The sequence below is a fragment of the Lactiplantibacillus sp. 7.2.4 genome, assembly GCF_018991185.1.
GTDB classification, from domain to species: Bacteria; Bacillota; Bacilli; order Lactobacillales; family Lactobacillaceae; genus Lactiplantibacillus; species Lactiplantibacillus pentosus.
In genome coordinates, this window is sequence record NZ_JAGYGS010000007.1 from 55,446 (window position 1) to 79,036 (window position 23,591).

Genomic DNA, 23,591 nt, shown 5'->3' on the forward strand with positions numbered 1-23,591 from the left:
TAAGTGCTGACATCCGGCAGCAATCGCTAATGGCCAGCGGCACCACCAACTGCAGGTGATGGGCCGTTTTGCCAGCTGCAACGGACAAGCAACACCACAATCGAATCGATTCAAATAAGCGTTTCAAGAATGGTAGGTTCATTCCTGAAACGCTTATTTGCGTGCTAATGACAATTATTATGAGGCAACTGGTTGTGATGGCTTGAGTTGACTCATTTGTTGTGGTGTTAGTTGAATCGTTTTAAGGGGCTCGAAGTGTTCAGAGAGTTCTGAACTAGGGTCTGCTTGAAAAATGTCGACGGTCGCGTCCGCTAAGTTCAGCCGATAAACGCGCCGGTCGTGCGGACTGTCAACAAAGATGGTGGTAGAAGTGAAGGGCCGCCAAGTAAATTGGGCTGCTGGTAATAGATGCAATTGTTCTAAATCTTCGTAGGTCTCGTTAGGTGTCATGATCAAATACCCCCTTCACCATCTATTATAGTAGGTTAAGGTGAATAGTCAAATAAAGTTATGTCATCCTAAAAATTAAATCTGTAAAATAAAAGCGACCCACACAGATGTGAGTCGCCGCTTTTGTCAGCAAATAATGCTGTATTTTTAAAGAACTGATTCAATGTTCTGAATTAGCAACACTGGTTGGATTAACGAATGACCAGTACCGAAACGGGGGCGTATTTGGCCATGTAAGCGGCTTGGCTCCCAAAGTGCTTGGCAATACCCTTCTTCGCTAATGAACCAATGATGAGTAAATCAGGTTGAACGTGTGGAATGACTTCCTTAACGATCGTCTCACCAGGTTCACCTTCCGCAATCATTGAGCGAACCTTGGTCACACCAGCTTCTTGAGCTTGTTGCTGGTATTTTAAGATGTGTTGCTCTAATTCCTTGCGTTCGCCGTGCACGTAATCTTTGCTTAAGGCTTGGTAGACGTTCATTTCGTCGTTTTCCAGAATCGAAATGATGACTAGTTCAGCATCATCTTGTTTAGCCTGATGAATCGCATAGTCGAAGGCGAGTAGGGCGTCAGCCGAATCATCGACACCGACTAAGATTCGTTTGAATTTGGTTGCCATTATTTGTCAGCCTCCTTAGCCGCTGCGGCGAGTTGTTGTGCGACGTAACGCTTGTTGCCGCGTTGTAAGTCGAAGATCGTCCATGCAAGTAGCGCTAAGATGGCAACGATTAAGACGTAAGCTAAAATCTTAGAGAAGGTTTGTTCGCCGGCAGATGGATTGTCACCGAAGAAGCCCAGAATTGAATCCGGTAACCCTAATAGGTTCAAGAAGGTTAAACCGATAACTGATAACCAGCCAAATCCTTTGATCCAGAGCGAGTTCTTGAAACGTTTGCCCATTTCAGCCGCACTGTCGGTCATCATGAGTAATGGCAGCATGGAGAATGGTAAGGCAAAGGCCAGGAACACTTGCGAATTATTCATCAGATTATTCAGCGTGGTATGTTCATCAATTGCACTCTTGCCGCTAGTCAACAGCACGCAAATCAGCACTGGAATCACAGAAATCAACCGAGTAACTAACCGCCGTAACCAGAGTGGCATCCGCATGTGAACGAAACCTTCCATAATCACTTGCCCAGTCAACGTCCCAGTAATCGTGGAGTTTTGACCAGAAGCAAGTAACGCGATTGCGAACAAGGCTGATAAAGCACCGGATTTAGCGACACTAATCAAAATCCCATTGCTGAGCATTGAAGTGTTCGATAGCGCTTCGTAAAGCCCGAAGAATGAAGGATCCTTAACGGCACCACTCTTGAAAACGGCAACCCCCATGATTAGTAGGAGTGAGTTAACGATGAAAGCGAAGGATAATTGAATGTTGGAATCCCAAGCGGCAAACTTAACCGTCCGAGCAACATCTTCTTCATCATTGTGATCAATCTTCCGCGTTTGTGAAATGGCAGAGTGCAAGTACAGGTTATGCGGCATAACGGTCGCCCCGATAATCCCAAGAGCACCAGATAGTGGCGTCATCCCGTTAACCGTCCGGCCAGTCGAGAAGGTGTCAGCAGTTGGAACTAAGCCCTTGATGACACCGCCCCAGTCTGGGTTGGATAAAGCGACTTGATAGACGAAAACGAATAAAATGACGAGAATCAAGCAAACAACGATGGCTTCGATCTTTCGGAAACCGATTTTGGTCAATAATAGCAAAACTAAAACGTCTAAGACGGTAATAAATACCGCGATAACTAATGGAATATTGAATAATAAATACAGGGCGATGGCGGCACCGATAACTTCCGCAATATCAGTTGCCATAATCGCTAATTCAGTTAAGATCCACAAAACGATTCCGAGTGACCGACTCGTCCGGGCACGAATGGCTTGGGCCAGGTCCATCTGACTCACGATACCAAGTTTAGCTGCCATGTATTGAAGCAACATCGCAATCAAACTTGAAATCAAGATGACAGACATCAACATGTATTGGTAGTTTTGACCACCAGTGATTGAAGTGGACCAATTACCGGGATCCATATAACCAACTGCGACTAAGGCACCAGGACCAGAGTAGGCAAACAAGGTTTTCCAGAAACTCAGATTCTTAGGAACCTCGATTGTCCCGTTGATTTCCTCTAGTGAGGGGCCGTTCGCATATTCAATCAGTTTATGCTTCCGGTTTGGGGTGTTCGTCTTTTCGCTCAATTAAAAGACCACCTTTCTATTTGTATAAATCTTTGAGCCGTTGTCATTGTACAATAAATAAAAGTAAATGGAAATACTTTTTTAGGTGCACCTACAAAAATATCAAACCGTTTTAATTCGAATGGCAACAACAGTTAACTATTATTTTAACGTCATCAAAGGCCGACTGATTGGCGATGAAAACGGTTCACAATTTGGCCCCGATTTAGTGCCATATTCGGCCATAGAAAAATTTTAGCGGAAGACGAGATTGAAAAATCCGCTATGGAAACGCTATGGTCCGTTTGTTAAGTGGCGATTCACCTCTTCAAGTCGGGCAGTTACGGCCGATATTAATTTAAACGTGACTGGTCATAAAGCCCGGCTTTATCAGGATGCTAAGAAGCTTAGCTTGTCTTTTGACGGGTGACTGGTACGATATCAACATGGGAGGTACGGGGATGAGTTTTGGCGAGAATTTTAAGTTTGTTCGGCAACAGAAGCACTTAACGCAAGCAGCGGTTGCTGAAGAATTACACGTGGCACGACAGACGATTTCCAGCTGGGAAAATGACCGTTCATATCCGGATATTGGCATGTTAGTTCAGATTAGTACGGTCTACGATTTGTCACTCGATTATTTATTGAAGGAAGATTTGAGTATGTTAAAACATTATGAAGTACAAACGACTACGAGTCGGTGGCAACAAAAACTGTTGTCAGTGGGGTATGGAATTAATCTGGGTTTGTTGGTTGTGAGTTACTGTTTACATTTTTTACAAATCGATAGTTCATTTAGCGAGTTAATCTCAGTTGCGCTAATCGTCATGACCTTTACGCTATTACTGAATTATCCGCACTTTGGTGAGTGGGCGACGACCAAGCGCGAAGGGTGGACCTTGTTTGGCTTAATTATGATGTTATTCGCATTGAATTTAGCACTGGAGTGGCCAGATATCGCCACGGCACTACCATCGGCCAGCACTGTCGCACACACGCCATCAGCAGCCTTGGCTGGAGAGGCTAGTGGCTTTTTGTTTGGCGTAGTATGGCACCAATTTGTATGGACGATGGCGGCCTTAATGGCGATTGAAATTCCGTTTCAGCGTCTAAAGCGTGCGTGATATATAAAACAGCCTGACATCCGGGTAGGGGATGTTAGGCTGTTTTTAACTTGGACTGCTATTCAAAACGACAGTGGGTGTGGTGTCGAGATTGATAAGTCACTGATAGATGACATTTAGGTGCACATTGCTTGATCGTTTAGTTACGGTGATGCGTACGAGTTCTGAAGACCGCTTGACGGACGGCGGCTGACCGGTGCGCAAGCCAGAGTGTGTACGCCAAACTGGTTGCGCCGGTCAATGCCCAAAGGGTCCAACTCGTGTGGCGGCCGCTTTCAGAAAAACGATAAATTGAGCTGAGGTCTGCGAAGACTTCTTTCAAGAATTCATTATTGATGGTTGCCCAGGAGAGTTCCTCGTGGAGATAGGCCCATTCGATCACCAACTGCGCGCCTAACGTCAATAACCAGCCGAGCAGGTAGGGCCGACCACCTTGTGAACTGACCGTTGTGGCCCGATTCGTGGTTGGCTGACCGGTGGCTGCTTTTTGGTGTGAGGACGTTTTCACAACGGTTGTAGATTGGGCGTCAGCAGAATGATGCTGGATAGTCGGCTCAATTTTCAATTGCGTGTGACTGGCTTGAAAATAACCGACGACCGTTGCAAACACCAGAATGCCAACCAGCACGATGCCGTTGGTGATTGACCACGTGAAAGTCCGGATAAATTGATACAGCATGATGACTGGAATAATCCAGTAGTTCAACCGCGTGATCCGACTGAATTCGAACTGTTCGTGAATGAAATGATAAATGATAAAAATAATCAGTAGCGCAAGCATTGTTAAGCTCCTTACATTTAGTTTCAGCTAACGATGAGAGTAGCATGTGTTCTTCCTGGCAGATTGCCCGACATTGCGGGATAATTATCTTGATAGAAATTGGATAGTTGTCATCGCCAATAGTTAACTGCTGTGATAAGATTAAGATGTGTTGAATTTTACTCATTGAATGATAATGATGCAACTTAAAACAAATTATTTCATGATAATGGGGTTTAAGTGAAGAAAGCCAGGTGTGATAATCATGAGTAAATCGAATCAGAATGAAGAAACGGTGACGGATATCCTAGAACCAACGGCAGAATTGGATAAGCAAATTCTATCGCCAGTGAAAGAGACCCGTAATCAAGCGATTCGCTATATTTTATGGGGCTTAATTAGTGTGGCGGTCAATTTTGCCACCTTCTATACAACCTACCATTTAATTGGTTTGGAATATCAGGTCGCTAACGTGATTTCCTGGGTAATCGCCGTGCAAGTCGCCTTTTGGGTCGACCGGCTGAAGGTGTTTGATCACCATTCCAAGTACGTCTTTCGTGAAATGGGCAAGTTTTATGCCACGCGGATCGTGACTTACTTGATTGAAGCCGCAATCTTATGGTTGCTAATGTCTGTCATTGGCAGCTCGGCAGTCCTTGCCAAGATTCTTGGCCAAGCTGGGGCAATTATCGGGAATTTCTTATTCTCGAAATTATATGTTTTCCGAAATAAATAGCAGTCTGGAGGTCACGAAGCACAACTTCGGGCCTTTTTTATTACCGCTCACTAAAAGAATCATTAGTGCTAGTCGGATTTTCAGCCGGCCCCGGAAGTCGGACTAAGCCGTGCATGGCTGACGAACAGCAAGCCAATTAACCGACATGTCAAAAACGCCGGTCCATCAAGGGATGAACGAATACCTTGGTTAGCCCAACTAATGAGGAAAGCGGATTAAGATTACAACTAGATTGCGGTATTCCTAAATATTCTTAATGATTCGCTAAAACCTGTGTCTAAGGGTGGTGACATGTGGTTTAATTAAGCAATAAATGTCCCCGTCCCATTTTAGAATATTAAGAGGAGCGCGCATAATGCTAAAAAATCTGATTCGTGGGTTGAAAGCACTTTGTTTGATTGGACTGGTCATTTTTGGCTGGCGCCACTATGATACGTTGGCGCCCCGCGCCGTTGCCTTATATCAGACTAGTCAGAAGAACTTGGCAGCAGCCTTATCTGGGGACTTATCAAGCCATCTGTTAGATGCGGATGAGACCAGTGAGACGGCTGACTCGACAACGACTCAGTCATCAGGCGACAGTACGAATAACTCGTCAGCAAGTAGCACGACAAGTACGAGCAGTGCCAGTGAATCCAGTTCAGTGGCGGCTTCGTCATCGACGAGTACCACTGACGCGACACCAATCGAATCAATCGTGCAGAACACGACCCTGAAAAAGACTTATTATTACACATTTTCAAGTAACTTACCGAAAGCGGCTCGCCTAGTCTTTAAAGAAGCGGTCGCCACTTATAACCAGACCGGACTTGTCCACTTAGTTGCGGGCAAGGCGAGCGGCACCCAGAATTCCGTCACTTTTTCAATGTACCACAAGAAGATGTCAGCCGGTTCTACCAGTGTTGAACTTGGTCATGGGGGCCCAGACATCACCAAACAGATCAGTTGGCGTGGCACCCAGTATTGGAATAATGCGACGGCTAGTCTGAATGGCTCGTACTCGTCAGCGTTCAGCAAGTCCGTTGCGGTCCATGAACTCGGGCACGCACTGGGATTAGACCACAGTACGTCTAAAGAATCGGTGATGTATCCAATCTCGCAAGGCAAAAGCAGTTTATCGTCAGCTGACATTGCGGCCTTACGAACAATTTACCAAAAGAACGCCTAAGTGAAAAAAGTCAGACAAAATTTAACCATTTTTAAAATGATGACCTATAATTGAGGTGTACCGAAAATTAGAAAGGAAGTTGTTTTAGTATGGCTGCAGCAGTTGAAATGAACAGTATGTTAGACGAACGGATGACGGACGTGTTTGATTGGAGCGATTCCAAGTTACCTGTACGGGATGCAATCTGGAATCACTTTATGGACGCGGATAGTCATGATACCGACAAGACGGCTGACGAAGTAGCGCCTTATATGAGTATGGACGAAGCTAAGCTCAAGAGCGAAGTTGAAAAACTCCTAAAGGCTTAACTAAAATAACGACCATGACGGCCTAATTTTTCGAAGAGAACGGTGACATAATTGTCAGCCGTTCTTTTTTTTTTTCGCATTTTTTTAGTCTTCAAGAAGACCGGCCATGGCGAGGCTGATTTTTAATTAATATAAAAATAATTAAAAAATTTGCTTGACTTATCACCGAAAATTAATTAACCTAAGAAACATCAACTAAACAAAAAAACTTTTTGAAAGCGAGGTGCGTCAACAATGAAAATTCAATCTAACCTAACCAATTTGTTGACGACCCTTGCTGTTCAAAACTTAGCCTTATTATTAACGAAGAAGGACCCGGTCACTTGACCTTGAGTTAAAACTCAAAATTCAAGTGAACTGAGCCCTTCTTTCCCATTGTGGTAATGAGGCTCAGTTCCATGAAAAGGCCTCATTCACTACGGTGGATGAGGCCTTTTTGTGACATAAGGAGGATTGGGGTTTCAACTAGTTTCAATCAAAAAAGAAAGTGGGAATTGAAAATGAAAACATGGGAAAAACGAACGATGCAGATTGCGGCAGTGGGTGCGATGGCAATGACGTTGGCAGGTTGTGCGACCGCTAAGTCGAATTCTAGTCAAGGAAATAATCCAGGCAAGACGATCAAGATCGGGGTCAACATGGAACTATCAGGCTCCGCTGCCGGTTATGGTGAACAACAGAAGCAAGGAATTCAGTTGGCCGTCAAACAAATCAATAAGCAGGGTGGTATCAAGGTCGGCGGAACCAAGAAGAAGATTCAATTGGTCATTCGCGACAATAAGACTTCGAACACCACGGCGGCATCAGTGGCTGCGCAATTGGTCAATAACGATAAGGTCGTGGCCGTCGTTGGACCAGCCACCACGAGCGCTGGGACCGCGGCCATTCCGAACATGACTAAGGCTGCCGTGCCGTCCGTGAGTCCTTCAGCGACCGATCCCGACTACACGTTGCAAAAGAGTGGCAAGGTTCAAAAGTACATATTCCGGGCTTGCTATCAGAATAATTTCCAAGGTTCCACTGCCGCCAATTTTGTGACCAAGCAGCTGAAGGCCAAACGCGTCGCAATTTTGACCGATAACTCCAGTGACTACGGGACGGGGTTGACCAAAGCGTTCAAGAAGCAATATAGCGGTACGGTTGTCAGCAGCCAGACCTTCCAGGAAGGCGATAAGGACTTCAACGCCGTTTTGACTTCCCTGAAACATAAGAAAATCGATGCGATTTATGCGCCTGGCTATTATTCCGAAATTGGTCTGATTGTTAAACAAGCACGTCAAGCGGGCATCAAGGTTCCAATCGTCGGTAGTGACGGGATGGCGGGTGCGAAGTTGGCCCAAATCGCCGGTAAGTCGAACGCCACCAACGTTTATTACACGACGCCGTTCTCGACTAAGGCGAGTGCAACGAACAAGGTCGCATCGAAGTTCATGAGCGCCTACAAAGCCAAGTATGGTAGCACGGCACCAACCTTCTCCGCGTTTGCTTACGATTCAGTTTACATGATCAAGTCCGCAATCGAAAAAGAGGGTTCAGCGAACTCCGTCAAAATTGCGGATGGCTTGGCCAAACTCAAGAACTTTAAGGGTGTGACTGGGACGACCACGATCGACAAGCAACATAATCCTGAAAAGACGATTTCAATCGAACAGTTGACGAATGGCACGGTCAGCAAGGTTTATAACGTTAAATAGCTTAAGTAAGCGCATGGGGGAACACATATGCAGACATTTGGACAACAACTCATTAACGGCTTATCGCTCGGCAGCATCTATGCGCTGCTAGCGTTGGGCTACACGATGGTCTATGGCATTATCAAATTAATTAACTTCGCGCATGGCGATATTTATATGTTGGGCGCCTTTTGGGGCTATTACAGCCTCAGGTCACTGCACTTTAATTTCTTAGAAGCACTCTGCTCGGCAATGATTGTCTGCGCGGTGAGTGGTGTCATCATTGAGTATTTCGCTTATCGACCGCTGCGCCATTCACCGCGAATCACCGCTTTGATTACGGCGATTGGGGTCTCATTCTTACTTGAAAATGGCATGTCCTATTTCGTGGGTGCGAGCGCGCGGTCGTTCCCCCAAGCCATCAAAGTGGTCACCTATCATTGGGGTGGACTGCGAGTCTCTAACGTTCAGTTATTGATTTTAGGAACGGCCTGCTTGCTGATGGTTTTGTTGGAGTTGATTATCAAACGTACCAAGATGGGCAAGGCGATGCGGGCCGTGTCAGTTGATCCAGAAGCGGCCCAGTTGGTCGGGATTGATTTGAACCATACCATTTCGTTTACGTTTGCCCTCGGGTCAGCGATGGCCGGTGCGGCGGGCGTGTTGATTGGTCTTTACTACAATTCGATTGACCCCCTGATGGGCATGACACCTGGTATTAAAGCCTTTGTTGCCGCAGTCATTGGTGGCATTGGCTCGGTCCCGGGTGCGTCGATTGGCGGCTTCATCATTGGTATTTTGGAGACGGGCGTTCAAGCAATCGGCTTGTCCGCTTACAAGGATGCGGTCGTCTACTTCGTCCTGATCGTGATTTTGCTCGTTATGCCAGCCGGGATTTTTGGCAAACGAACCAAGGAAAAAGTATAGGAGGCGGCACAACATGAAAGCAAATCTGAAAGCGAATCTCGCTTGGTTAGGCGTGATGGTCGTCGGCTTCGTGGCGATTGACGGCTTTGAATTGATGGGGCTAATTAATTCGTTTATTGAAAACATGCTCGTCACGATTGGCATTAACGTGATTTTGGCAGTTGGACTTAATTTAATTATTGGCTTTGCGGGTCAATTTTCACTTGGTCACGCCGGCTTTATGGCGATTGGTGCCTATGCGACCGGGATTATGACCCAGACGATGGCGACACCAGCGGGCTTCTTCCTGTCGATGGTCGTCGGGGTGGTGATCGCGATTGTCGCTGCGATTATTGTTGGCATTCCAACGTTGCGGTTGCGCGGTGATTATCTCGCAATTGCCACGATGGGCGCCGCCGAAATCATTCGCATCTTAATCAACAACTTAAAAATCACGAATGGGGCGGCTGGACTGTTCAATATTCCACCGTTGGCTTCGTGGGCAACGGTCTACGTCATGATGTGTGTAACGACGATCGTAACGGTCAACTTTATTCACAGTCGTGGTGGCCGGGCAGTCATGGCGGTCCGCGATGATGAGTTAGCAGCTGGTGCGATGGGGATCAATACGACCCGTTGGAAGCTTGCGGCCTTCGTCTTTGGCGCCGCCACCGCGGCAATTGGCGGTTCCTTACACGCCGCTTACATTCAAACGATTGCTCCTGGTGACTTCAATATCATGGCATCGATTGCGATTTTGATTATCGTGGTGCTTGGTGGTGTCGGCAGTATTACCGGGACGTTTGTGGCCGCCATCGTCTTGGGAGCCCTAGATACGGTATTCCAGAACTTTGGGACGATTCGGATGATTATCTATTCACTGGCGTTGATTCTAATTATGATTTTTAAACCAGCAGGCTTGTTAGGCACGTGGGAATTCTCATTTGACCGCTTGTTTAACCGTCGGCGGAGCAAGGAGGCCATCAATCATGAGTAGTCGATTATTAGATGCACAGGGCTTAGTCAAAAATTTCGGTGGCCTGACCGCGGTCTCGGACGTCTCACTGCATTTTGACCAGGACGAATTGATTGGACTGATCGGGCCAAACGGGGCTGGTAAAACGACGCTGTTCAACCTATTGACTGGTGAAACAGGCGTCAGTGCCGGCAGCATCAGTTTTTATACGGATAACGGTGTGGTGGCGTTGACCGGTAAACAGCCGGCTGCGATTGCTCGGATTGGGATTTCGCGGACTTTTCAAAATATCCGGGTCTTCAAAGCGATGAGTGTGCTCGATAACGTGCGCATTGCGATGACGAATCATTACCGGGAGGGCTTTACGACCAGTATTCTGCGGTTGCCACACTACTACCGCACTGAACATGCGATGACGGTGGCCGCCCAAGAACTACTCGCGATGTTTGATTTGACCGCCGTAGCCGACCAACCGGCGAAGAACTTGCCTTATGGGATTCAACGCCGTCTTGAAATCGTGCGGGCCTTGGCGACTAAGCCAAAGTTGCTCTTTTTGGATGAACCGGCCGCGGGCATGAATCCCGAAGAGACGGCTGATTTGACCCGCCTGATTCGCCGGATTCAACAGGAATTTCACATCACCGTCGTCTTGATCGAACACGATATGTCACTTGTGATGAACGTCGTCGAACGGCTATACGTGTTGGAACACGGCGCATTACTGGCTACCGGGACGCCGGAAGAGATTCAGCACGATCCAGCAGTCATCAAGGCCTACTTGGGAGGAATGTAAATGCTTGAAGTACAAGATTTAGTCGTGAACTATGGTGCGATTCAGGCGGTCAAGGGCGTTAGTTTTGAAGTCAAACAAGGTGAGATCGTGACCTTGATTGGTGCAAATGGTGCTGGTAAGTCGACGTTGCTACACACGATTTCGGGGTTAATGCGACCAACTAGCGGAACGATTCGGTATTTAGACCAACCCATTCAAAAGACCGCCGCGCCTAAAATCGTGCGAGCAGGAATTTCACAAGTTCCCGAAGGTCGCCACGTGTTCCCTGGATTGTCCGTACAAGAAAATCTGCAGATGGGCGCCTTTCTGCGTCGTGACCGCCAACAATTAGCGGATGCTTATCAACGGGTCTATGATTATTTCCCTATTTTGAAGAAACGGCGACACCAGGATGCCGCGACGTTATCCGGTGGCGAGCAGCAGATGCTAGCGATGGGTCGCGCGTTAATGGCAGCGCCCAAATTAATGTTGCTCGATGAACCATCAATGGGGTTGGCCCCCATTTTCATTAACGAAATTTTTGAAATTATCAAAGCAATCAATCAGGCTGGTACGACCGTTTTACTGATTGAGCAAAATGCCAATCAGGCGCTAAAAATTGCTGACCGCGGCTACGTCCTGGCTAGTGGACAAGTCAAATTGAGCGGCAAAGGCTCGGAGTTGTTGGCGAATGCGGATGTACAAAAAGCTTATCTAGGGGGTTAAGTATGAGTGTTGCAGATTATATGACTGCCCACTTAGTCGTTGTCAATCCTAAAACGACCATTAGTGTGGCGGTAGATTTAATGAAGAAAAATTCAATTCACCGGTTACCGGTCATGGATGGCAATCAAATGGTCGGGTTAATTACGCACGGTATCATCCAACGTGCGTTACCTTCGCAAGCGACGAGTTTGTCGGTCTACGAATTAAACTACTTATTAAATAAAACGACCGTCGATCAAATCATGACGACTGAGGTCCAGACCGTTGCGGCGGATGCCCAGTTAGAGACCGCCATTGCGACCATGCGCCGGCACAAAATTGGTGTCTTACCGGTCATGAATGATCACCAAGTTGTTGGTATCATTACTAACAACGATATTCTCGATGCGTTTTTGAACATTACCGGCTACGGTGAACCCGGTATCGTGACGCGGGTCGTCATCCATCACGACCAAGTCGGTGTCATCTTCGCAATCAGCAAGGTGCTGGCAGCCAATGACCTCAGTATTCAAACGTTGATGGTCGTCAACCACCAAGCCACTAAAATCATTGAACTCCACGTCAACAGCGAACTCGCGGAACCGGTGAATCAAGCCTTGATTGCTGCGGGCTTCGATGTGCAGCCAGTTAGTCAGAACTAGTGGGGTGTTGATGATTTGTCATGGGTCGTGACTAAATCATGCGATTGTCTGGCTTACTGTTCGTCAGCCGGTGATCTCCTATTCCGACTTCCGGGGCCGGCTGACAATTGCTGGAACGCAGCCGACGTCGATTTGAACTCACGCAGAAGCCCACTGCGCAATTTCAAATACGAGTCTTATTCTAAGCTGGAAGCAACCCACTTCCAGCTAAGAATAATTTGGCTACTGAGCATTGTCAGCCAGCCCCTCCAGTCGGGAAGCCGTTCGAATGGCGGATGAACGGCCACCTAAATTGGTGCAATTGATTACTGAATATTAGGTGAATGGTCCTTCAGGCAAATGTTTAAGTGAAATCGGTAATGCTTTATGGCATTTAAGTACTGAGAAGATTACCTGAATATTATTCGCTAAATTCAACGGACCCTAGTCTTGAATTTAGTGGATAAAATTACTTTCGTTCATAATTTGAGACTTTGCTAGCTCAAACGATTAGAGAAAAATCTGACAAGTTCAGTGAAGCCAAGTGTCCGAAGTATTAAAGCATGGGTGAGAAAGCCGGCGTAGGAAGCATCTACCACAGAAAGTTTACGGTAACTCGCACTTTTTCCAGCGGGTCTCAGCTGGCCGCTTTTGAACTTAAGAACTGGCACGATTTAATCATGATTCATGTCGATAAATTGTGAGTACTACTGGACAAGTAAAGACTAATTAAGACGCCCCAAGCCAATCTGCTTGGGGCGTTTTTAAGCGCTGTTCATAAATCCCGTTATCGTTAACCAAGCGATACGAGGTATAAACTTTCTTATATTTAATCGTGACAGTTTCCACGGACCTAACAGTTGTGAGGAATAAACGAAAACAGTTCCGTGCCAGGACTTATACGCCATTATCAATCAGATGAACATAAGTTACTGGTCGAACAATAAAATGACTATTTAAGCGTAATTAGTTATCGATATATAAATAAAATGGTGATTAGCTGAAGCCTATCCGTTGGCATAATGACAGCGGTTAAATTTTGTGACATTAAATTGTGCACTTAACAAAAATTTAATAATTATTATGAAACGTCCTATAAATGTTGACTCTATTGACTTTTAACGTTTAATCGAGAAGTGATGCAAAGATTAAGGGGTTGTAATTGTTTGCAGATGTGGTAAATTATTAATGCAGTTAATGAATTAGGTCAAACAAAGGGGATGTCACATTATGAAAAAAGTAGTAGGCAGTCTACTAATGACGAGTACGATGTTATTAGGTGCGTTGGCACCGATTGTTGCAAACGCCGCAGATGGGGAGAACCGTAGTGGGACGACTGATACAACGGCAACGTTTACAGCCAACACCACCAATCCAGTTGATCCGGTAGATCCAACTGATCCAACGAAGCCATTAAATCCTGGTGACGGGGACAACGGTGCCAGTGCTGGTGCGGGCTTATCATTGATTTATGCACCAAGTAAGTTAGGTTTCGGTTCTAACCAAATTGACGTCATCAATAATCAAAGCTACGCGGCTGATGCTTCTAGCACTGTGATGATGGGGACGACTAACAAGGTTGGGTTACAAGTCTCTGACCAACGTGGGACCAACGCCGGCTGGACGCTGAGTGTTGCGGCCGCAGATGGGACGGATGGTAACTTGAGCAGCTTGAAGGGCGCTACACTTAGCTTGCCTGCTGGAACGGTTACTTCGACTGGTGCCACTGCTGGTTCTGGTAGTACCGCTGGTAACGGTGCGACTGGTCAAGCCGTTGACTTGGACTTAGGTAGCCAAGCGTCAACTAGTGCTGGTGCGACCTTTACGGGTGCGACTTCTGGAGTTGTCCTGACCGCCGCAGATAAGAACGGTGCCGGGATTACTTCTGACTTGCTGGACCCAACGGCAATCAAGTTGAACGTTGTCGCGAACACGGCTTCCGCAACCACGTACAAAGGTGTTTTGAACTGGACATTAACGTCATCCGCAGATAATTAAAATAACGAACACATGAGATGACCATTGCCAAGCAGTGGGCGTCTCTTTTACATAAAATGACGGTGGGGGGACGTAAATCATGAAAAAATTAATGCAAAGCATCGCTGCAATTTTATTTATCGTCGGAGGCTTGGCAGCAGCCATTCCGGCACAGGCGGCCAATAGTAGTACCAATAATATCGGTTTCAGCGTATCGGCCCAAACACCTGATAATCAGATTGATAAGCAAGCAACCTTTTTTGATTTAAAAATGAAGTCGGGACAAACGCAAACGTTACGGACGCGTATCTATAACACGACTAATCGTGATATTCGCGTGAAAATGGGCATTCATACCGCCTATACCAATTCGGCGGGAGCCATCGAATACGTGACACCGGCGAAAAAGTATGACGCGTCACTGCGGTATCGAGTGGACCAATTGACTAAGATTCAGGGCCCAACTACCGTCACGGTACCGGCTAACGGTTCCAAAGTCGTGAGTGCTAAAACCACGATGCCGACGAGTGATTTCAATGGGGCGTTACTTGGTGGCTGGTATTTCAAACGAGTTGATCAAAAAGTGACCGGTGAAGTCAAAGGCGCGACCAACGTTAGTAGCGTCTATTCCTATGTGATTGGCATCAAGTACAGTTTGGGGACTGCGCCATCACCAGTTTTAAAATTAAGTGACGTTTCGGCTGGGATGGTCAACTACCACCGTAGCATTGTCGCGACGTTACGCAACACAACGGCGGTCATGATTCCGCGGGTCACCATGAAGACGGTGGTCACGGCCAAGGATAGCGATAAGACTGTCGTTAAAGCGACTAAAAAGGGCGTGATGTTAGCCCCGAATACGACGTTTAATTATCCAATGTTGTTGAATAAGCAGAAATTACAGGCGGGGACCTACCACTTGCACATGGTCGCAACCAATAGTGACCATAAGTGGACCTTTGACCGCGATTTCAAAATCAGTGCAGCGACGGCCAAGACGTATAACGATGACACGGTCGACGATAACGGGATCAGTATTTGGTGGCTGATTGGCCTTGGGGCGCTCGGCATGCTGATCATTGTGTTACTGGTCTTGTGGCTAGTGCTCTGGCTCAAAAAACGGCGGCAAACGCAAAAATAAGGACTTTTAAGATAGAAATTAGCAAGTTGATAAGCGGTGACCATGGAGACTCAGGAAAAAGGGGGGACTGACCGATGTGGAGACGACGATTGATGGGAATCGGATTGGGGCTACTTGTATGGTTATGGTTAGGACCAGCTGTGCTGGCAACGGCGTAACCGCTGGGAACGACAGAGACTCAGATTAGTTTTTATGCGGGAACTAAACCAACCACGCCAACAGCGACGGGCCAAATTCCACAAGGCGATACGATTTATCAGACACGGCGAGTATTGACGCGTGAGGCTGACTTTGCTGGCCAATTACAGCGTACTTTGACGAAGGGTCAGTTACCACAAACCGGGGAGTCGCTGCGCCGCTATCAGCAATTGTTCGGGGTGCTCACATTAGTAGCGCTCGGATTAATCTGGCAAATCAGCCGGACACTAAGGGGAGGGGACACGCGTGCGACGTTATCAAAAAATCATTAGTCTAAGCTTATTGCTAGTCAGTGGCCTGTGCCTCTTATGGGGATTACGAGTGACTGGACATGCGGCTACTGGATTGACCTCGGCGATGACAACGATGCCGACGAGCAGTACCTCGTACTATACAATTTATGAAACGGGAAATGTCGTTGGTTATAACATTTCTGGTGGGATTGGGTCGTATCCTAAGCTGACTAAGGTCACGGCCAACTATGCCAATGAGGGGCGGCTCTCCACCAAAACGACTAGTATGGCATTGACTTTTAGTGGGACGTTAACGGCTAATTCAGCTGAGATCAAATCGCTGTATTATGACGTTTTCTACAAGTCTGCGGATGCTGATTCCGGTACATCTCTAGTGACGACCACGCCGTCAAATATGGCTTATGGGACGAGTTCAGTTACGATGAATTCAACCAAAACGCTTTCAGTCAATATGAGTAAACTGAAAGATGATTTGCCCGTGTATGTCGGCTTCCGGCTCACAACAACTAGTGGTGTGACGGCAACCTACCGTTTAGCTATTTTTAACAAGGTTAGTCTGAAAACGACGCTGGATACACCGACCTCGACGGACAGTAAGCTGACGGGGAGTGGAATTGCTGGTAATACGGTCAGCACGACCATCAATGGGACGACCTATACGGCAACGATCGGCAGTGATGGTAAGTATGAAATCAAACTCAATAATACGTTGAATGGCGTCAGTTCCGTCACGGTCACGCAGACTGGTGACGCTGATTACGGTGAATCCGAATCAGTTACCAAAGACGTGACGGTCGCACCATTGACGATTAAGAGTACGACGACTAGCGTTAACTTGTCGGTCACTGATTTGGAAGGCCTGACGAGTGATGCGGATGTTGTGAGTTGGCTGGTCAAACAAGCCGGGGTCGTTGCGACTAATCCTAGCAATGCCAGTGACACAATGACCTATTATGCTAGCGAGTCGGACCTGGTCACAACGTTCAAAGGTCTAGCTGATAATGAGAGCACCACGGTTCACGTTTATGCGAAGAGTGCTAGTGGTTTGACCTCAGAAGAATTGGCCCTGCAAGTCACTAAGTTAGCGGGGACCTTATCCTTTAGTGAATTGAGTAGTAGCCTCGGATTTGGTAACTTAACGGTGCCAGTCAATCCGACCGTCTATCAACCGACTAGCACGATGAACGTGACGGTCGCAGACACCCGCTCGACCGGGTCTAAGTGGTACTTATACGTGAGTGCGACACCGCTGACATCCACGACGGTAACAGGTCGGACGCTAAAAGGTGATCTGATTTATCGCGATGGTTCCACCGATACGGTACTCACAAATCAATCCATGTTGGTCCAGCAAGGTCAAAAAGTCGCCGGTACTACCGACACCAAGGTGACGAGCGACTGGTCCAGTACGAAGGGCATTGGTCTTTCCGTACAGCCCGGAATCTACGCTGACACCTATCAAGGGACTTTGAAGTGGACGCTGACTGATACGCCGGATAACTAGGATAATCAAGAATAGAGACGTTCCTACAACAGCAAGTTTACGGCAACCTAGCACTGTTTCCAGTGGTTCTCAACTGGCCGCATTTGAACTTAAGAATTGCTCTGTTTCAGCCACAGTGAATAAATAGTTAAGTTCAGACTTGACAAGTAAGTGACAGCCATGGTTTACTATAAGCTATAAATTGAAACGGAGGATGACAACCATGTCATTAACAACTAACCTTCAACTAAATATTCAATTTGCCTTTAGCTTTTTCTTTAGATAGCGTTTGTATTCGTTTGATGGATACAAGCGCACGCAACGCGTTTGTATCTATCGAGAGCTAAAGTTATTCAACATGACTTAAACGCCAGATAGATGCAGGGACAATCTATCTGGAAAAATATCGGGCCCGATAAAACACCAGGTGGATTCTTCCGAGAATCTAGCTGGTGTTTTTTTATTTTCAGTCCGGTTCATCAAGACGTTGATGGTATTGGGGCAAATCACACAACGATTAAGGGGAATTTCAAGATGAAAAAGACAATTTTAACAGGTGTTATTTTAGGTGCCGGCTTACTGCTCGCCGGTTGTGGCCAACAAGCAACGGCTAATAAGAAGACCGTTTCAATCGGGATTTTACAAGTGGTGCAACACGGGTCATTGGACCAGGCACGCAAAGGCTTCAAAGCCGGATTACAAAAGGAATTGAAGGCGCATGATAGTAAGCTCAAGGTCAAGTATCGCTACTTGAATGCGCAGGGCGACCAAAGCAACTTGAACACGATGAGCCAGCAGTTAGTTCAGCAAAAAAATGATCTGTTAGTGGGAATTGCGACGCCTGCAGCTCAGGCGCTGGCAAAAAAGACGACCAGTATACCGACCTTAGTCACAGCGGTCACGGATTTAAAGGCTGCCGGATTGGTCAAGAGTGATGCCAAACCGCAGACCAATGTTAGTGGGACGAGTGATTTGATGCCGGTCGGGAAGCAATTACAACTGCTGAAAAATATGGCGACTGGCAATAAGCCGTTAGGGATGATGTATAACTCATCGGAAGAAAATTCCGTGTTACAAGTCAAGATTGCCAAGGCGTATGCCAAGAAGCATCACATTGATTTAAAGGTCGTCAGCGCCACCAGTACTAATGATGTCGCGAGTGTCTTAGCCGGTTTGACAGGTAAGATTTCTGGGCTGTACTTGCCGACGGATAACTTGATGGCGAGTGCGATGAAGACGATTGGTCAGAAAGCGACCGCTGCCAAATTACCAGTTGTGACTGGTTCGATTGAAATGGCTGAAGATGGCGGCACGGCGACCTATGGGCTGAACTACTCTGAATTAGGCGAACAGACTGGGAAGATGGCCTACCAAGTGTTAGTTAAAAAGCAGAAGCCACAGACGATGGCGGTCCAAACGGCAGACAAGTTACACCTGTATGTCAATAAGTCAAATGCCAACGCGATTGGCATCAAACCAAGTAGTATCAAACAACCTTAGGCACGTCACGAAAGGAGTCGAAATAAGATGTTAACGACAAGTATTGGTCAGGGATTATTATGGGCGCCACTCGTGATTGGGGTCTTCTTAACTTTCAGAATTCTGAACATTCCAGATTTGACGACGGAAGGTAGCTTCCCGCTCGGGGCGGCGGTGACGATTAGTGCGATGTTGGCCGGCCAATCAGCGGTGACTGCCAGCCTACTTGGTTTCATCAGTGGCTGTGCCGCCGGATGGGTGACGGGGATGCTCGATACTAAGTTGAAAATGCCGTCATTACTGGCCGGAATTTTAACGATGACCGGGTTGTATTCAATCAATATGCACATTATGGGTAAGGCGAACATCCCGCTACTCGCGCAAAAAACGTTGATGATGGGTTTACCAGCCAGCTGGTCACCGGACTTGCAAACGATTGTTGTCGGGGCCAGCGTCACGTTAATGGTCGTGATCGTACTGATCTGGCTATTTGCGACTCGGTTGGGCTTGTCCTTAATGGCGACGGGGAACAACCCGGCAATGAGTGCCGCCAATGGTATTTATACCGATCGAATGGTGATTATTGGCTACATGCTATCTAACGGGCTGATTGCCTTATCAGGTGGGCTGATTGCTCAGAGCAACGGTTATGCGGATATCGGGATGGGCATCGGAACGATTGTGATTGGCTTAGCGTCAGTCCTCGTTGGTGAAATCTTCTTACACGGCCGCCAGATGTGGGTTCGTTTGACTGGGATGGTCGTTGGGGCCATCGTTTATCGTTATCTATTGACGTTAGCGATGGGCCTAGGATTTCCAGTCAACGACCTTAAGATTTTATCCGCAGTGATTCTCGTTATCGTGATTTGTTTGCCACTATTACAAAATAAATACCGGACCAAACGACAATTGCGCCGGTACCTCAAAGAGATTGGAGTCGATCAATATGCCACAACCAGCCATTCTGAACGTACAACACTTACAAAAGGTCTTCTTTCCGGGAACCAGCAACGAGCGGCACGTCTTAAAGGACGTGAATCTAACGATTGAACCCGGCGAATTCGTGGCCGTGATTGGCAATAATGGGGCTGGTAAGTCGACACTGCTCAACACGATTGCCGGTACGCTCAGCACCGATGCCGGGGAAATCGAACTGGCCGGGCACCGGGTAACCAATCGGCCCGTTGCGTACCGCTCACGGTGGGTCGCCCGCGTCTTTCAGGATCCCAAATTAGGGACAGCGGGTGACTTGAGCGTTGCCCAGAACTTAACGTTAGCGGCTCGGCATACCGGAAGCTTGAGTCTGCGTCGGTATTGGCGTCGTGACCAAGAAGCGCAGTATTTGGACTTATTGGCCAGCCTCAACATGGGCTTGGAACAGCGTTTGAATACCCAGGTGAAATACTTGTCGGGTGGGCAGCGACAGGCCTTATCCTTATTGATGGCCACGCTCAGCCACCCTGAATTGTTACTGTTAGACGAGCACACCGCCGCCCTTGACCCACAAACGAGCGCCGAGGTGATGGCGTTGACGCAAAAAATTGTGAAGGCTAATCAGCTGACGACCATGATGATTACCCACAAGATGAGTGATGCGCTTGCGTACGGCGACCGTTTGGTGATGGTCCAAGATGGCCAGATCAAGTTAGATGTCCGTGGGGCAGCCAAACGAGCGTTGCAGGCGGATGAGTTGTTGACGATGTTTGCAGGGTAACTAAAAAAGGCGCAGCAGGTCGATTTCGAGACCGCTGCGCCTTTGTGATCAGTCGGGACCGCACCGATTAATGTAATCGGCGGGCGATTAACCAGATGATGCCGCCGACGATGAGAAAAAAGGCGATGACGGATATGATGAAGATGTAATCTCCGGTGTATACGGACATGGTGGGCCTCCTCGATTTTATCGCACTGATGCAGTATGCGTTCATTTGGGGCGATGACCGCGGTTATTGCAGGGCAACTGCTCAGTTCAGTGCAAGTAGTGTTAACTTAGTTTGATGGTAACATTTATATTTATAGGCGTAAATATTCACAGAGTGTACATTGCTGGCAATCAACCTCATGAATTCGCTGGTTACACTAAGTCTTAAATGTGCACTAAAACGCTGATTTGAAGCGGATTGACACTGAAGGAATAAAAATAATTGTCTGAAAATTATTAGCCCAAGTGTTTCCATATTAAAAGCCGGTTCCGTGAGTGGTTTCAACCACCTTGTGGAACCGGCTTTTGGATTGGTGACGCCAGCATAACGTTTATTTTATTAACGAACAATCGGCAGTCTAGCTGACCAAACGATCCGATGTGATGAATGAAACGCCACCAAACCGTGTCCCTTACTTGGTAGTGACTAGCATGATTTCATCGCTAACGTTGACTTGGTTACTGAGCATTTTGAACTTCATCAAGTTGACGGCAGCCATATTGGTAATGATGACCATCATCGTGGCGTCCTTGCCAGCGGCGTTAATTGCGTCTAAATCAACCTTGGCTACGACTTCACCATGTTGAACGGGTTGGTCGGCCTGAACGAGAATCTCGAAGGGGCCGCCGTTTAATTCGACCGTGTCGATTCCCATGTGTAGCAGAATTTCGAGGCCGGATGCGGTCTTGAAACCAATCGCGTGTTTGGTGGGGAAGACGGTGCTAACGGTACCATCGATGGGCGCACAAATCGTCCCGTCACTTGGATTGATGGCGAATCCATCGCCCAGCATTTTATCCGCGAAGGTCTTGTCTGCCACCGCTTCAATATCGACATATTGACCGTTCGCCACGCTGTAAAAATCAGTCGTCACGCCACTCGTGATGCCCGGCATTTCAGTAGTTGTGGGGCCTTCTTCATTTGAAGCAAACGTGGTCGAAATCGGTGCATTGGCGGCTTTCAGCTTAGTAAGCGCGTCAGCAACGAATTGGACTTCAGTTCCGATAATAATTTGTAAGTTGTGTTCATCCAACTTATTGATGCCGGCAGCGCCACTGTGTTTGATGGCGGCTTCGTTGATGGTGCCTGTGTCTTTGAGTTGGAGCCGCAAACGCGTCGTACAATTGTCGATGACCGTCAAGTTGTCGGCACCGCCCAATGCGGCATAAATTTGCTTGGCTTGGCGGGTGTACTTGTCATCATCAGCATCCGTGGCGACCGAAGCTAATGCCAAATCATCGGCATCGTCGGCAGTGATCGGTTCGCGACCAGGTGTCATCAGATGGAATTTCTTGATGGCAAAATTAAAGCCGAAGTAGTAAATCACGGCTAGAACTAAGCCTTGTGGGATCAGCATCAGTGGATGATTGGCAATCGGGTTGCTTAGACTGAGCACGTAATCAACGAACCCGGCTGAGAAGGCGAATCCAGCGGTCCAGTGCATGAAGGCGGCAAATCCTAGCGATAAGCCAGTGAAAACGGCGTGCAACACGTAGAGCGGCCAGGCGACGAACATGAATGAGAATTCCAAAGGTTCCGTTACCCCGGTGAAGAAGGAAGCGAAGGCCCCGGCCATCATCAATGAGGCCGTTTCAACTTTGCGTTCAGGACGTGCATTGCGGTAAATTGCATATGCCCCGGCTGGAAGGCCAAACATCATGACGGGGAAGAAGCCACCTTGATACATCCCGGTAATCCCTTTGACTCCTTTGTGAGCGATGAATTTCCCAATATCATTAATGCCAGCGACGTCAAACCAGAAAACGGAGTTCAGGGCTTGATGTAGCCCAGTTGGGATCAATAGGCGGTTGAAAAAGCCGTAGAGTCCGGCACCAACTGCACCAAAGCCAACAATAAGTTTACCAAAGGCAACCAGTACATCATAAACGGGTGGCCAAACGATCAGCAAGACGACACTGGCGAGCAGCATCGTCACTGCAGCTAAAATTGGGACTAAGCGTTTGCCGCTAAAGAAGGACAACGCCATTGGCAACTTAGTTTCGTGAAAACGATTATACAGTGCAGCCGCGATCAGACCGGAAAGAATCCCGATGAGAACGTTTCCAATTTGATTAAAAGCTGGATTGACGGTCGCAATCTTAATATTGAGCAGCGTTGCCACTGACTCAGGCTTCAAAACGTTGGTCGGTAATTCGAAGGCAACGAGGCCGGCTAGGGCTGCAGCGCCATCCTTGTCCTTGGACATCCCTAAGGCTAATCCGACGGCGAACAGTAGTGGTAACTGCCCCAAAACAGCGTTACCGCCAGCTTGTAAGAAGTGCGCGACGATATCGTTACTGGCGGCTGCCCACCAGTTCCCAATCCCAACCAGTAGCGCGGCGGCTGGTAAAACGGCGACGGGCAATTGCAGTGAACGGCCCATGCGTTGTAAGTAATTCTTCATGTACAAAATCCCCCTAAAAGTGATTAATTAATAAGTGCAATCATTATTGTACGGCCTTGTAAGCGCTTTTTCAATCGTGTTATATTGGTATAGTCCATTGGTTTATTTTAGCTGACTTAATCGGGATAACTGGTCTAATTACCCAAGTAGGTTAGGAGGGTGAACAGCCAGCATTTAATAATACTGGTATGAATAATGACGGGTGGTAATTAGTGCGAAAATAAATATTGGTCGTAACTGAGTGCAGCAGTTTTTTAATCCGATTGGCATCGTCGGGATTGTGGCAGTTGTGGATAGATACTAATGACGTTTTTCATTAC

The 23,591-nt window shown here is 47.3% G+C and carries 21 protein-coding genes; 16 read left to right on the forward strand and 5 right to left on the reverse strand.

Going from position 1 to position 23,591, the window contains the following annotated elements:
• Positions 1–177: 177 nt before the first annotated feature.
• The 3 genes from KGF70_RS03930 to KGF70_RS03940 all read right to left on the reverse strand — a co-directional run bounded on the left by KGF70_RS03930 (position 178) and on the right by KGF70_RS03940 (position 2,665).
• The gene (locus KGF70_RS03930) at positions 178–450 is read right to left on the reverse strand and encodes a hypothetical protein (RefSeq protein WP_050340146.1); all 273 of its coding nucleotides are present in this window, start codon (positions 448–450) and stop codon (positions 178–180) included.
• A gap of 191 nt (positions 451–641) precedes the next feature.
• Positions 642–1,073, reverse strand: a complete 432-nt coding sequence (locus tag KGF70_RS03935; protein WP_050340147.1) for a universal stress protein — start codon at positions 1,071–1,073, stop codon at positions 642–644.
• Positions 1,073–2,665: an Nramp family divalent metal transporter gene (locus tag KGF70_RS03940; RefSeq protein WP_216767643.1), complete on the reverse strand. Its 1,593-nt coding sequence runs from the start codon at positions 2,663–2,665 to the stop codon at positions 1,073–1,075. The genes KGF70_RS03935 and KGF70_RS03940 overlap by 1 nt, the downstream gene beginning before the upstream one ends.
• Positions 2,666–3,105: 440 nt before the next feature.
• Here KGF70_RS03940 and KGF70_RS03945 point away from each other — a divergent pair, with 440 nt between their 5' ends.
• On the forward strand, positions 3,106–3,768 hold the full coding sequence (locus KGF70_RS03945; RefSeq protein WP_216767642.1) for a helix-turn-helix domain-containing protein: 663 nt from the start codon (positions 3,106–3,108) through the stop codon (positions 3,766–3,768).
• Positions 3,769–3,907: 139 nt separating this feature from the next.
• Here the strand turns inward: KGF70_RS03945 and KGF70_RS03950 are convergent, their stop codons facing one another.
• Positions 3,908–4,549 carry a hypothetical protein gene (locus KGF70_RS03950; protein WP_216767641.1) on the reverse strand — a complete coding sequence of 214 codons (642 nt, stop codon included), beginning with the start codon at positions 4,547–4,549 and terminating at the stop codon, positions 3,908–3,910.
• Between the two features lie 244 nt (positions 4,550–4,793).
• Between KGF70_RS03950 and KGF70_RS03955 the strand changes: the two genes are divergently transcribed.
• From KGF70_RS03955 to KGF70_RS04025, 15 genes are all read left to right on the forward strand, one after another.
• Positions 4,794–5,264 carry a GtrA family protein gene (locus KGF70_RS03955; protein ID WP_105919638.1) on the forward strand — a complete coding sequence of 157 codons (471 nt, stop codon included), beginning with the start codon at positions 4,794–4,796 and terminating at the stop codon, positions 5,262–5,264.
• 355 nt (positions 5,265–5,619) lie between these two features.
• A complete protein-coding gene (locus KGF70_RS03960; protein ID WP_056952790.1) occupies positions 5,620–6,432 on the forward strand; it encodes a matrixin family metalloprotease in 813 nt (270 codons plus the stop codon).
• An 89-nt stretch (positions 6,433–6,521) separates the two neighbouring features.
• On the forward strand, positions 6,522–6,740 hold the full coding sequence (locus tag KGF70_RS03965; protein ID WP_003639659.1) for a hypothetical protein: 219 nt from the start codon (positions 6,522–6,524) through the stop codon (positions 6,738–6,740).
• Between the two features lie 500 nt (positions 6,741–7,240).
• The gene (locus tag KGF70_RS03970) at positions 7,241–8,434 is read left to right on the forward strand and encodes an ABC transporter substrate-binding protein (RefSeq protein WP_216767640.1); all 1,194 of its coding nucleotides are present in this window, start codon (positions 7,241–7,243) and stop codon (positions 8,432–8,434) included.
• Positions 8,435–8,461: 27 nt separating this feature from the next.
• Positions 8,462–9,340, forward strand: coding sequence for a branched-chain amino acid ABC transporter permease (locus tag KGF70_RS03975; RefSeq protein WP_216767639.1), 879 nt, complete (start codon positions 8,462–8,464; stop codon positions 9,338–9,340).
• Positions 9,341–9,353: 13 nt separating this feature from the next.
• Positions 9,354–10,316: a branched-chain amino acid ABC transporter permease gene (locus KGF70_RS03980; RefSeq protein ID WP_216767638.1), complete on the forward strand. Its 963-nt coding sequence runs from the start codon at positions 9,354–9,356 to the stop codon at positions 10,314–10,316.
• A complete protein-coding gene (locus KGF70_RS03985) occupies positions 10,309–11,088 on the forward strand; it encodes an ABC transporter ATP-binding protein (protein ID WP_216767637.1) in 780 nt (259 codons plus the stop codon). The genes KGF70_RS03980 and KGF70_RS03985 overlap by 8 nt, the downstream gene beginning before the upstream one ends.
• Entirely contained in the window at positions 11,089–11,793 is a 705-nt protein-coding gene (locus tag KGF70_RS03990) for an ABC transporter ATP-binding protein (RefSeq protein ID WP_003639654.1), read from the forward strand.
• Between the two features lie 2 nt (positions 11,794–11,795).
• Positions 11,796–12,434, forward strand: coding sequence for a CBS and ACT domain-containing protein (locus KGF70_RS03995; protein WP_122211104.1), 639 nt, complete (start codon positions 11,796–11,798; stop codon positions 12,432–12,434).
• A gap of 1,209 nt (positions 12,435–13,643) precedes the next feature.
• Positions 13,644–14,411 carry a WxL domain-containing protein gene (locus tag KGF70_RS04000; protein WP_050340157.1) on the forward strand — a complete coding sequence of 256 codons (768 nt, stop codon included), beginning with the start codon at positions 13,644–13,646 and terminating at the stop codon, positions 14,409–14,411.
• A gap of 79 nt (positions 14,412–14,490) precedes the next feature.
• Positions 14,491–15,531: a DUF916 and DUF3324 domain-containing protein gene (locus KGF70_RS04005; RefSeq protein WP_209041500.1), complete on the forward strand. Its 1,041-nt coding sequence runs from the start codon at positions 14,491–14,493 to the stop codon at positions 15,529–15,531.
• A 444-nt stretch (positions 15,532–15,975) separates the two neighbouring features.
• A complete protein-coding gene (locus tag KGF70_RS04010; RefSeq protein ID WP_216786414.1) occupies positions 15,976–17,487 on the forward strand; it encodes a cell surface protein in 1,512 nt (503 codons plus the stop codon).
• A gap of 513 nt (positions 17,488–18,000) precedes the next feature.
• Entirely contained in the window at positions 18,001–18,966 is a 966-nt protein-coding gene (locus KGF70_RS04015) for an ABC transporter substrate-binding protein (protein WP_216767635.1), read from the forward strand.
• A gap of 27 nt (positions 18,967–18,993) precedes the next feature.
• Entirely contained in the window at positions 18,994–19,995 is a 1,002-nt protein-coding gene (locus tag KGF70_RS04020) for an ABC transporter permease (protein ID WP_050340162.1), read from the forward strand.
• Positions 19,892–20,659, forward strand: coding sequence for an ABC transporter ATP-binding protein (locus tag KGF70_RS04025; protein WP_216767634.1), 768 nt, complete (start codon positions 19,892–19,894; stop codon positions 20,657–20,659). Before KGF70_RS04020 ends, KGF70_RS04025 begins: the two co-directional genes overlap by 104 nt.
• A gap of 620 nt (positions 20,660–21,279) precedes the next feature.
• On the opposite strand, the gene nagE is transcribed toward KGF70_RS04025, so the two are convergent.
• Complete coding sequence (nagE, locus tag KGF70_RS04030) at positions 21,280–23,271, reverse strand: N-acetylglucosamine-specific PTS transporter subunit IIBC (RefSeq protein WP_216767633.1); 1,992 nt, start codon at positions 23,269–23,271, stop codon at positions 21,280–21,282.
• Positions 23,272–23,591 lie beyond the last annotated feature (320 nt).